The 12,481-nt window shown below is 48.0% G+C and carries 9 protein-coding genes; 1 reads left to right on the top strand and 8 read right to left on the bottom strand.

What is annotated here, in order from left to right:
* Positions 1–80: 80 nt before the first annotated feature.
* From nasC to glp, 3 genes are read right to left on the bottom strand one after another with little or no spacing between them, the layout of a single operon-like run.
* On the bottom strand, positions 81–2,243 hold the full coding sequence (nasC, locus tag MRBLPE1_RS18715) for an assimilatory nitrate reductase catalytic subunit NasC (RefSeq protein WP_364148237.1): 2,163 nt from the start codon (positions 2,241–2,243) through the stop codon (positions 81–83).
* Positions 2,228–4,369 (bottom strand): nitrite reductase large subunit NirB, encoded by a 2,142-nt coding sequence (nirB, locus tag MRBLPE1_RS18720; protein ID WP_364148240.1) that lies wholly within the window; start codon positions 4,367–4,369, stop codon positions 2,228–2,230. Before nirB ends, nasC begins: the two co-directional genes overlap by 16 nt.
* Positions 4,370–4,397: 28 nt before the next feature.
* Positions 4,398–5,663, bottom strand: coding sequence for a gephyrin-like molybdotransferase Glp (gene glp / locus MRBLPE1_RS18725; RefSeq protein WP_364148243.1), 1,266 nt, complete (start codon positions 5,661–5,663; stop codon positions 4,398–4,400).
* A gap of 391 nt (positions 5,664–6,054) precedes the next feature.
* On the opposite strand from glp, the gene MRBLPE1_RS18730 reads away from it, so the two are divergent.
* Positions 6,055–7,296 carry a nitrate/nitrite transporter gene (locus MRBLPE1_RS18730; RefSeq protein ID WP_364148245.1) on the top strand — a complete coding sequence of 414 codons (1,242 nt, stop codon included), beginning with the start codon at positions 6,055–6,057 and terminating at the stop codon, positions 7,294–7,296.
* A gap of 57 nt (positions 7,297–7,353) precedes the next feature.
* On the opposite strand, the gene nfsA is transcribed toward MRBLPE1_RS18730, so the two are convergent.
* From nfsA to MRBLPE1_RS18755, 5 genes are read right to left on the bottom strand one after another with little or no spacing between them, the layout of a single operon-like run.
* Entirely contained in the window at positions 7,354–8,112 is a 759-nt protein-coding gene (gene nfsA, locus MRBLPE1_RS18735) for an oxygen-insensitive NADPH nitroreductase (protein WP_364148248.1), read from the bottom strand.
* Positions 8,113–8,169: 57 nt separating this feature from the next.
* Positions 8,170–8,382, bottom strand: coding sequence for a CLC_0170 family protein (locus tag MRBLPE1_RS18740; protein WP_364148252.1), 213 nt, complete (start codon positions 8,380–8,382; stop codon positions 8,170–8,172).
* Positions 8,383–8,409: 27 nt separating this feature from the next.
* A complete protein-coding gene (locus MRBLPE1_RS18745) occupies positions 8,410–9,648 on the bottom strand; it encodes a Ger(x)C family spore germination protein (protein WP_364148255.1) in 1,239 nt (412 codons plus the stop codon).
* Entirely contained in the window at positions 9,617–10,735 is a 1,119-nt protein-coding gene (locus tag MRBLPE1_RS18750) for a GerAB/ArcD/ProY family transporter (RefSeq protein WP_364148257.1), read from the bottom strand. The genes MRBLPE1_RS18745 and MRBLPE1_RS18750 overlap by 32 nt, the downstream gene beginning before the upstream one ends.
* Before the next feature lie 6 nt (positions 10,736–10,741).
* The gene (locus tag MRBLPE1_RS18755) at positions 10,742–12,370 is read right to left on the bottom strand and encodes a spore germination protein (RefSeq protein WP_364148259.1); all 1,629 of its coding nucleotides are present in this window, start codon (positions 12,368–12,370) and stop codon (positions 10,742–10,744) included.
* Between the last annotated feature and the right edge of the window lie 111 nt (positions 12,371–12,481).

Raw genomic sequence — 12,481 nt, forward strand, 5'->3', positions numbered from 1 at the left:
GACGAAAAAGAGGACGGCCCAGCTCCGCCCACGGGAGTCTAAGTCCGTCCTCTCATTTTAAATCGCTATCGTCTATTCCTCTAGATCCGATGTGAAGCTTCTTTGTGCGTTAATTTCAACCGCAAAGGCAGAATCGAAACCGTCGAGGTTTTGAAGCCGGGCATTTTGCAGTTAGGATCGAGCTCGGGACTGGTGGCTTTGTTTACGTTTTGTATGCCGCCCCAATGCATCGGCACGAATAAAGTATCCTCTCTTATTTTATCCGTAATCCGGCTGCGTACGCTGAAGCTGCCTCTGCGTGAGGTAACCTCTACCCATTCTCCATCCACGATGCGGTGCTTCTTTGCCGTTTTGGGATGGATCTCCAAATAGTTTTCCACGTTACGCGCAGCCAAAGAGGGGCTTCTGCGCGTTTGGACGCCGGTTAAATAGTGTGATAGCACCCTTCCGTTCGTCATGGTAAGCGGGAAATCAACATTCGGCGTTTCCTGCGGGTGCCGGCTGGCGACAGGCATAAATAAGGCCTTACCATCCGAGTGGGCAAAGGAACGTTCGAACATCATGCCTTGATTACCGTCTTCTTCCGTTGAGGTGCACGGCCAATAAATCCCTCCGTCACGCCGTAAGCGATCGTAAGTAATGCCGTAATAATCAGCTACTCCGCCGCGGCTGGCTACTCGAAGCTCTTCAAAAATTTGTTCCGCCGATTCGAAAGGGAAAAAGGCCTTCTTGACGAGTCCTTCAGCGATTTGGCATAAAATCTGCCAATCATGTCTGGTTTCGCCTGGAGGCTCCAGCGTCGATTCCCGCAATAAGACTCGCCCTTCCAGGTTGGTTAAGGTTCCGTCATTCTCCAGGTAGGCCGTTACGGGCAACACGACATCGGCCATTTGAGCGGTCTCTGACAGAAACATATCCGCGACGACCAAGAAGTCTAACCCTTTGAGCCCTTCCTCTACCAAATCGGCGTTCGGATTCGATACGACGGGGTTGGAACCCATGACAAACAATGACCGGATGGTTTTGTTGTGAACAAGCTCCATCATCTCATAGGCAGATACTCCCTTGCGAGGAAGCTCATCCGGATGAATCCCCCACACATTCGCGACGTAAGAACGATCCTGCTCGTCTTCTATGCTTCGATAGCCGGGCAGCTGATCGCTTTTCTGACCGTGTTCCCTGCCGCCCTGCCCGTTTCCTTGGCCGGTAACGGCACCATAACCGCAGCCCGGCTTGCCAATCTTCCCGGTAGCCAGCACTAGATTCAAGAAATTCCGAACCGCAACATGCCCGTCCGTCTGCTGTTCTACGCCTCTTGCCGTGAAAATGATTCCGGTTTCCGCATTCCCGTAAGCTTTGGCTGCGCTGCGAATGGCTGCTTCATCCAAGCCCGTTAATGCAGCCACTTCATTCAAATCGACCGTCGAAAGATGCGTGCTTAATTCGGCAAATCCACTCGTTCTTTGAGCAATGAATGCCTCGTCCATCAGTTTCTCATCGAGCAGCACTTTAAGCATGCCATTCGCCAAAGCGGCATCGGTGCCTGGCTTGAGCTGCAAATGAATATCCGCGATTGCAGCCGTGGCTGTAACACGAGGATCAATCACGATGATAATCGCGCCGTTTTCCTTGGCTTTCGTGAAATAAGGCATTAATGTGGGCTGACATTCAGCAATATTCGTTCCGGCCAAAATAATGCAGCGGGCAAGAGGGATATCCGCCAATCGGCAGGTTAAACCGCGGTCTATCCCGAAAGTTTTGTTGCCTGCAGACGCTGCCGCCGACATGCAAAACCTGCCGTTGTAGTCGATATATTTGGTTCTTAATGCTACTCTGGCAAACTTACCGAGCAGATAGGCGGATTCGTTCGTCAAGGAGCCTCCGCCGTATACGCCAAGCGAGTCGGGACCATGCGTCTTGCCGATGGCCTGGAAGTTAGCAATAATGGCAGTCATGGCTTCCTCCCAAGTGGATGGCACGAGCTGACCATTTTTCTTGACAAGAGGCTGAAGCAGCCGATCTTTGCTGGTCGCATGCTGATGGGCGTTCATCCCTTTGACGCAAAGGCGACCCTCTGATGCGGCATTTGGCATGCCTTCAATGGAATATGAATAGCGGCGTGAGCCCGGTATAGGCAGTTCCTTGGTTACCCGCATCTTGCATTGCACGCTGCAAAATGGACATTGCGTTTCCGTAACGAAGCCTGAATGATTGCTCTCCTGCACATCTAGCAATTGCCGCATATCTCTTCACCGAGCCTTTCCGCGTTATTTAACCTAGCAGTTGAAGCTTCTGTCCGCTCAACAAGCTCTTGGCGATAGTCTTCATCAAAAACCATTTCTCTAATCTCTACGATTCCTTCCCGCTCGATCCATTTCCACAGCGGTTCGCCATGATCCGCTCTTTCGCGGTATAGCTGGAGACATGACACCGAGAGAGCCAGAGCGATCTCATCGGAATCGGCGATGCCAATGAGCTGGCCTTGCTTAACCGGGTGTTCCGAATGGCCGCCGATATAAATTTCCCAGCCCGCCGGGGCGCCGGTAATACCAAGGTCATGAACAAGCACGCCTGCCGGTTTATGAATACCTGACGTAATGGCTGCTTTCACGGCAACAGGATACTGGAGACTCCCGCAATAATTTTCAAGCTCGGTTCCGATGGCATGTGAATTATATTCCGATGAAATAGCTTGGATAAGATCGTTTCTAACGTTTAACGTTAACCCATTATGCTCCGTATTATAATAGTCCTTCTGAGCATGGGCCGGATGATAAAGTGATTCATAATATTGGATAGCAGAAGAACAAGTCGGGCAGCCCGAAACGCGATTCCAGCCTAAATCTTCCTTTAATCCGGTTAGATCCGCCGATAGTCGGTCGGCTATTGCTGCCTTTAAAGCTGCATGACTGACATCCGTGCAGCCACAGACCGGATCAGCTGCAGAAGCCATACCCTCTTTTCCATGCTTCAATGCATATTGCACGATAGCTGCTACCATCGGACGACAGCCTCCGCAAGAGCTGGAAGCCTTAGTACAATCCCTTACCTGCTCGGTCGTTTGCATTCCTTCCTCGATCACGGCGCACATAATCGAAGCTTTGTTGACGGCATTACATGCGCAAACCGTCTCGCGGTCCGGCATGTTAGCTGCCAACTCTTCATTAAAGTCATTCCCGCCAGCATTCACAGGCGAGGATAGCTCACTGATTGGCGCTCTCTTCTTCACTAAATTAAGCAGCTGGCTTCCTTCGGAAGAATCTCCGAACAAAATCGCGCCGCGTACCGTTCCTTCTTTCATCGTGACTTTTTTATAAGTACCGCGGATTCCGTCAAAAAGCTGGATGGCCGTTTCGGCGTCGTCCGAATGAATATCGCCTACTGAAAAAACGTCAACGCCTGAAACCTTGAGCTGCGCATAAGGGACTGAACCCTTATAGGGCTCTGATGCCTCTCCGCATAGGAGACTGGCTAGCACCTTTCCTTGTTCATATAACGGGGCAACAAGGCCGTAGGCAACGCCGCGATGCTCTGCGCATTCGCCAACCGCGTACACATTAGGTGCGCTCGTTCTCATAAAGTCATCCACCACGATTGCCCGATTCGTTTCCATTCCGCTCTTTTTGGCAAGTTCAATGTTTGGCCTGATGCCCACGGAGATGACGATCAAGTCAGCCTCTAAAGAGCTTCCGCTCGTGAAACGAATCCCTTTGGCGCGATTTAAGCCTGTAATGCTTTCGGTCTCCTTGCTAAGCCAAAATCGCATGCCTTGCTCTTCCAATTCCTTGCGGAGCAGGTCAGCCGACATCCGGTCAAGCTGCCTGTTCATGAGATAAGGAGCGTTATGGATGACATCGGTTTCCATCCCTAGATTCAACAGGCCTCTTGCGGCTTCAAGACCTAACAGGCCGCCGCCGATAACGGCTGCTTTTTTGTATTTTTTCGCATATTCCATCATCGTTTTGCAATCATTTATATTTCGGAATGAAATGACACCTTGTTTATGAACGCCGGCAATCGGCGGTATGAATGCAGATGAGCCTGTTGCTATAATAAGGCAATCGTAATCCGCGCGAATGCCGGATAAGGTTTTTACATACTGGGATTCCGTATGAATTTGAGCGACCGTCTCCCCCGTATGCAGCCGTATTCCGCGTTCCTTATACCAGGCCCAATCGTTGATCACAATGCTTTCGATTGAAGAATCTCCTTGAAGCACCTTGGACAATAAAATCCGATTGTAATTGGGATGAGGCTCATTGCCGAACACCGTAATTTCATATTTATCGGGTGAAAGCTTGATAATTTCTTCTACACATCTGATTCCTGCCATTCCGTTTCCAATGACAACCAATTTTTCTCTACTCATCTATGTTCACATCCACTCGCGTGTTTTTCTAGATCGTCAGCGAAACAAAACGAACCTCCTGGCCGGCATCGGCTCCTGCGCCTCCGGCTTGGATAAGCACAAGGGCATTGGCTCTTGCAAATGCTGCAACATTCCCCGACTTGTCGTTCCGCAAAGGTTCAACCATCCATTCCTTTTCGGTTCGGTATACAAATGCCCTTGCGTATCTTGGATATGGCGAAGGTTTTTGAATGGCATCGATTAGTTTGCCTTCCAACCATTCCGAGCGGTAATCCGTCCTCCCTGCTGCTTTCAATATAACGGGGCGAAGCAAAAGCTCGACTCCGGCAAAGCATGCCGACGGATTTCCGGAGAGACATACAAGCAGCTTAGATCCGAACTGATAGGCTGAAGTTGGAGTGCCCGGTCTCATGACGACTTTTGTAAATAATGGCTCGCCGCCTAGGGATTCCGCCGCAAGCTTTACATAATCGTAATCGCCAACCGAAACGCCGCCTGTTGTTACTATGATGTCAGCTTGTTCAATGGCATTGTTTATTGCAGCTTCTAACGCTATCGGACAATCTGGAATCGGTGAATGACGAATGACTTCGGCCCCCAGCTCGCGAAGTCTTGCGCTTACCATAAAGCTGTTCGCATCAAAAATTTGTCCGGATCGCAAAGCCTCGCCTGGCAAAGCTAATTCATCGCCTACCGGTAAAATAGCAACGACTGGTTTTCGGTAAACCGTTACATCGGTTTGACCAAAGGAAGCCAGCACGGCAATTTCCTTCGCTCTAATAGCAGCCCCGCGGTACAGCACCTTCATGCCTTCCGGCACATCCTCGCCCTTTTCGGCAATATGCTGGCCTTTCTGGTAGGACCGATCAATTTGCACGGAAGGGAAATCTCGCAGGTCATTGCGTGCAATCGCCGTTTCCTGCATAACGATGCAATCATAATCGGAAGGTACAGGCGCTCCCGTAAATATGCGTACGGCGTTCATAATACCCGAATCCATGGCATAATTCGTCTCCGATTGTCCGGCACGCACTTCATCCCTTACATGAAGCAATACAGGCTTTTCTCTGCACGCGCCTGTTGACGCTGCAGCGCATATGGCATAACCGTCCATCGCCGCCCGGCGGAACGGAGGCAGAGAAAACGGGCTTACGAAGTCGCTAGCCAGCACTCTGGATAATGAATCTTCTAATGAAACGATTTCTGTTAAAGGTTCTTTCCTATCGCGTGTCATCTTCATGACGGCTATCGATACGGAAGCTGTCAGAGGGTTTAGCGCGCTTATGACCGACATAATTATCAACCCCCAACCCGATATATGAGTAAAATGGACAGAAAAAGCCCTTTCCCGCACTCGAGGAAAAGGCATCGTTGCCGGTTGAGTTCGCACGGCACTGTGCGTTACTCTTTCTATAATGTAAGATTAGTTGATGACGGTCCTTATGTCAATATATATAACACGTAAAAATCCGGAATTGGGCAAAGGAAAAATTTATGTGTTAGGTATATTGACACATACATTACGTGATCTTATAATTCGAATTGAGATTACAACTTTGTGATCCGTTTAATAACAAGGTCGTACAATGTCGTGCAACCGATGGCAATGAGGCCGCATTTTGTTCCTGTTCAAGGACGAACTGCGGCTTTTTAGGTTGATTACAGAGAATAAGGGAGAGATAGGGATGGAGAGAAAAGGATTTTGGCAAAGCGGGCATAAGCCTACCCTGTTCAGTGCATTTTTGTATTTTGACATGAGCTTTATGATATGGGTGTTAATTGGTCCTTTAAGTGTAATTATTGCGGCAGATTATCCGATGGATCCCGTTCAAAAAGCGAATCTAGTCGCACTTCCTATATTAGGCGGCTCTATTCTCCGATTGGTGTTAGGTTTCATGACGGACTATATAGGACCAAAACGTACGGCGCAATTCGGGATGCTGTTCACGCTTATTCCATTAATCATGGGATGGAAATTCGTAGACTCCTTAGATCAGCTTTATATTGTAGCTTTGCTGCTTGGCGTTGCGGGCGCTTCCTTTGCCGCAGCGTTGCCGCTTGCCAGTCAATGGTATTCGAAGGAGCATCAAGGCCTTGCGATGGGTATTGCAGGGGCTGGTAACAGCGGTACCGTCATCTCAACGTTATTCGCGAATCGCTTGGCACAGCATTATGGCAGCTGGGAAGTCGTATTCGGACTTGCGATTATTCCTATCGTACTCGTTTTCATTATTTTCACGATCTTCGCCAAAAACAGTCCTAACCGGCCGGCGCCAAAGAAACTTTCCCACTATGCACAGGTGTTGAAGCAAGGTGATGCCTGGGTATTCTGTGCTTTCTATTGCGTGACATTCGGCGGCTTCGTGGGTCTCTCCAATTATTTGACTATTTTCTTTAATACCCAGTACGGACTTTCTCCCGTAAGAGCAGCTGATTTCACGACCTTTTGCGTCATTGCAGGCAGCTTCTTCCGTCCTGTAGGCGGTTACCTATCCGATAAAATCGGCGGAGTAAAGATGTTAACCATTTTATATGCCGGAGCAGGTCTGATGCTTGCAGCGGTAGCTTCCTTGCCAGCCTTACCTTTAGTCATTACCTTGCTGTTCATCGGCATGATGTGCCTTGGCGCGGGAAACGGCTCCGTGTTCCAACTGGTGCCGCAGCGTTTTGGCAGCGAGCTTGGACTAATGACGGGCATCATCGGGGCAGCCGGCGGCTTGGGCGGCTATGCGCTCCCGCTGATTCTCGGTAAGCTTTATCAATCAACGGGAACTTATACTTCCGGATTCCTTATTTTAAGCTTTGTGACGCTTGGCTCCCTTACCCTGCTGACCGTTATGCAATCGAAATGGAAAAATAAATGGATGGCAAAAGGCGGCAAAGCAGCGCTGGACAGTCGCTCTGATGTATCGCATGTGAATGTTTAATCTATAATTTCAACAAATTAAATCGGTGATGCAAATACCCTTAGACTAAGAAAGCTACTAGTCTAAGGGTATTTTATTGTCCATTAAAAATTGTTTCATATACAGTCGTTTTGGGTTTTGCAGCAGCTTCGTCATCGCTTCCGTCCAGCGATCGCTGCGTGCTCCCTGCGTCCGTTCCGTATAGTATCTGGAAATGACTTGATTGTAGGCATGCAATTGGTCCGCAAGCTGCTCTTGGTCTTGATTATAGCCATTTTCATTGTAAACGCTGCTTATGGGCAGTCTCGGTTTCTGATCGGAGAAATTCGCCGGATACCCTATGCTGAGTCCGAATAACGGGATGACTCTTTCCGGTATTTGAAGAAGCTCGGAAACGGCCTTTAACTGGTTCCTTAGTCCGCCAATGTAGCAAATGCCCAGTCCCAACGATTCCGCCGCGATTGCCGCATTTTGAGCAGCCAGCGCCGTATCGATAAGTCCGATCATAAACATTTCGGTTGAATTTAATGCTTCCTCTATGCTTTCAGGCATAGCGTTTTCGATTGCAGCCGCCATTTCAAGCCGATGCAAGTCTAAACAAAACACTAAAAAATGACCGTTTTTTGCAACGTAGGCTTGATTGCCTGCAAGCTCGGCGAGCTTATCCTTTTTCTGCTGGTTTTTTATGCCAATGATCGTATAAGCCTGCACATAGCTGGAGGTGGCAGCCGCTTGCGCGCTTTGCACGATCGTTAGGACCTGCTCCTCTGTAAGCGGCTTGTCCAAATACGAACGTATCGAGCGATGGTTTAAAAGCAATTTTATCGTATCGTTCACCGTTTCACGTCCTTCTTCGCAGCTCATTCTGACCTATCGAGCCCGTCTTTTCTCTATTTATTGCAGCACCGTATTAACGAAAAACACAAGGAGCCCAATAATAATACTTAACCATCCAATAAATTTCGAAACTTTGCGTTCTTTGTTCATCCCCGCTAATTGAAAGCCTCTTACATCAATCAGAAGGATGAGTATTCCGCTCAATATCCAAAGAAAAACAGCATAATTGAGATAACTGATCGTATATCCCTCGCCAATCATCCAATTCATGCCCCCTCATCTTCAAATGTAGAATCGCTATTGGGCTTTCATTCCAATTCGCCGTACCTTCATTAATACCTTTACTTCGAATTGGCAATTCTTATACATTTTGCGCCAGCCTTCAATGTTTTTAACATGCTTATTCCAATATTGAGGTTTTTTGGCCCTGACATACTCGCCAAACCCGAATATATCGGACCCTTTGGCCTGTGTTTTCTTAATAATGTCCGAATAAAACTTCACTGAGATCTCCTCTTGCTTTTGTTCGATTTCTTTCAAAGTTGCAGGATTATTTATCTTTACCTCATCGCTCATTTTCGCTTCCAAATTCAGCTCGACGGAAATGGTGATCGTGAAAACAGGAACATCGTCCTTAATTTGCAATTTAATGATGGATTTTCGATGTGTAGCATTTGTCATGATCGTTTCCGATTCTCCGTCAAGCTTGATGAAAACCCTGTAGCCGGCAGGATTTATGCCTTTAACGGCTAAATAGCCTGCAATTTCAAGCGGCTTCGTTACGCCGACCATGCGATCGCCGACAAAATATGCGAGTCCTTTAATTTCGACGTTTTGTTCTTTCTTCATTTCCACGTAAGGCAAAAATCCCTCTTGGCCTTTCTTGGACAGATTACTCCAGAAAATACCGATATAATCTTTGGGAAACTTACCCATCCTCATCCCTTCATCCAACGTCGACATCAAGTATAGGGTAGGCACCCGTTCAAGCTTAGGGGATGCTTTCATGAATTTAATGGCACTTCCTTGCGAGATCATCAGCCAAGCCATTCTGCGCACTTCCGGATTTCGCCTGAAGTAATCATTGACGTTTTCCAATCCCCTTTTTGCCATCGCTTCGGATACGACGATAACACGCAGATGTCCCAAAAAAAGCCTGCTGGAAACCTGCTGCTGTAAATTCATGAACGCGTCATTGATGCTGTGGCCTACGACATCTATGACCCATACCGTCTGTTCCGCTGAACCGTTCGAGCCTCCGCTTTCGCCCGGTCCGAGTGGAATCCTGCCCGGAAGAGCGATTTGAACCGCGACTCGCACCATGTTATTCCGAGGTGCTGTAATCGTCCCGCGCAGATGGGAAACCTCATCTTCCTCTTCTTCTACAACCTCCGGATCAACCGTATCGATGGACACGCCTAAAACAACAGCCCGTTCCTCGATTTCCAATCGGTCCCAGCAGCCTGTCAATAGCGGTATGAAAATACATAAGCAGCAGAGCGCTTTAACTGTTTTGGTCCACTTTCTTGTCCGCAACGTGAGTACCTCTCTTCTTGCGAAGGATAGAAACAATCAACAACAGAGCAGGATAGATAATCGTGACATACAAACCGAAACGGCCGACATTTTCAATAATTTTATACATTTGCACAATGTTTTGGGGAAGCATCGCCATAACAAACACAATAGGCAAAATAAAATAGGAAAATAACTTGTGTTCACGCAGCCGGAACAATTTACCAATGAAATAAATGGTTAGGAAATAACTTGAGAACAGCGTCGTAAACACGGCTGTAACCCACACCGCCAAAAATGCCGCATCTAAACGTTCCAAAATATTGGCTGGCAAGGAGGTCGCTTTCGCTAATTCGAGAGTCGGCCAAAGCAGCAGTTTGATTTCTTCCGCGCCGAATACACTGACTGCTGCCCCAACGATAACCACATAGAGCCCCCCGGCAATAACCAGACCCCATATGCTCGCCTTCATCGCCTTTTCAGGCTTCTTCATCGCCGGTATGACAGCTGTCAATACGAATGAGCCTTGAAACAAAGCGGCGATGGTCAGCATTCCTTTCAGCATTTTTTTGGGTTCCGTTCCCCAAACCGGCAGTAAATTGATCACCTCCGCGTTCTTCAGAGAGAGTGCAGCGATGAGCAAAACGGGGACAAGAAGCAATGGAAAATAAAAAGTATGGATGTAAGCAAAGGTTAAAATCGTATTTCGCGTAGAGATTGCCGCGAGCAGAAGCATGACGATTACGGTAACCTCTACGGGCGTTGATCTTAGTACGGACGTGACGACCACTTCACCGAACTCCCGGGCTGTTAATGAGGTGAGTACGGCGAAAAAGAGGATAATGCACGCGCTCCCTATCCACGCGATTCCTTTTCCGATAATGGCCTCGCTGTATTGTATAAAGGTCTGATTCGGAAACCTCATCCCTAGAATCGTAATTAAAACCAGACCAATAAAAGCCAGCAGAACGCCAAGCAATGTAACTAGAGGGGCTCCGGAATCCGCGGCTTGGACGGCGAAAAGCGGCAATGCAAGCACGCCTACTCCGATAATCGTGCTGACGAGAATAGCGGCTGCTTGGATTACGGTTATTTGGCGAGTCTCCACAAGCTGTTATCCCCCCTGCTGATTCTTGTCATTTTTTGGATCGAGCGCATTTTGGGCAGAACGGTCAAGTTCATCAAACGCCTGCTCGTTCACTCTGTCCCTATCCACGGGCTGCAGAAAGGACGGTCTTTTGCTCATCCACCACAACGGTGCTCTTACCAATAGATCCTTCATCCCTTGATACTCTGCGGGAACAAGAGGGCTCAGATAGGGAACGCCAAAGGACTTCAACGACAAAAGATGGTTCGCAATCAGGATGAGCCCGATCATTACGCCGTATAGTCCGAAGATCCCCGCCATGATGATGAGCGGAAACCGCAGCAAGCGCAAAGCAAGCGCGGCATTATAAGCTGGCGTTGCAAAGGATCCAATCGTCGTTAAAGCGATGATTACGATCGTAATCGGGCTTGAAAATCCCGCTGCTACCGCTGCTTGGCCAATAACAAGGACACCGACGATTGAAAGTGCGCCGCCTACCTGCTGCGGCAGACGAATGGTCGCTTCTCGCAATATCTCCATTGAAATCTCGATGATTAACACCTCGACAACGGCCGGAAAAGGCACCCCTGCTCTACCGCCGGCTACCGCTACCGCGAATTCGGTCGGAATCAGCTCGGGGTTAAAGGAGATGATCGACACGTATATCGAGGGAAAGATCAAAGAGAACATCAGCGCGATTAGTCTTGCAAAACGGATTGAGCTCATCAATAAAAATCGTTCGGTATAATCCTCAACCGTCTGGTAAAATTGGCTGAATACCGTAGGCACGAGCAGGGCTAACGGAGACCCGTCCACCAGAATCGAAACTCTTCCCTCCAATAAATTGGCCACGACCTTATCCGGCCGTTCCGTGTATTGCACCTGAGGAAACGGAGAGTAATGGTTATCCTCGATAAATTGCTCCAAATAACCGGAGTCCAGCACGCCGTCGATTTCTATTTTGGAGAGCCTCTTGTTTACTTCTTTAACGAGCTCAGGACTCGTGATGCCCTCCATATAACAGACCGCGACTTTTGATTTTGTCCGCACTCCGATTTCCATCGTTTTAATGCGAAGATCCGGAGATTGCAGCCGATAACGGATTAATGAAATATTTGTACCGATAGGCTCAATAAAGCCCTCGCGCGGGCCTCTAATGACCTGCTCGGTTGCCGGCTGATCAATGGCGCGCTTATCAATATTTCTTGTTTCGATAACGAATGCTTCGTGTAGACCTTCAATGGCTACGACCGTTTCGCCTCTTAGGATACTTTCGACCAAAGCAGCAACATTGCATTCGAATTTGCTTGCGCTGTGATAAAGCGCATCATTATGCAATACATCCTTCAAATGCTCCACTTCTATCGTATGTCCTTGAAGATGGGGAGGTATATACATAAGCGGTTTAACGATATCAATATTAACCGTGCTTTGATTAACCATGTTAGAAAAATACATAATGACCGCGGAATATTTGCCAAATACATGAAATCTGCGAATCGTCAAATCCTCGTTTACTCCCAAAATTTCTTGTATAAAAGCAATGGTCTCCTCGATATTTACGCTTATGTTATCGTGTTTGTGCTGATCAAGAGTACGGCTTGGGTTTATGATAATCGGTTTAGCTTTCTGCTTATTCCTACCTCGTACTGGCATTTCTTCACCGACCATTCGATTGTTATGACTTATTGTGAATGCTTTCTGGGAATTTTACTCATAAAGTTAGCTTTTACAGTTCATTCCGATATTAACCATTGCCCGTGAACT

Origin of the sequence: Paenibacillus sp. LPE1-1-1.1 (genome assembly GCF_040676435.1) — a bacterium.
Lineage (GTDB): Bacteria > Bacillota > Bacilli > Paenibacillales > Paenibacillaceae > Pristimantibacillus.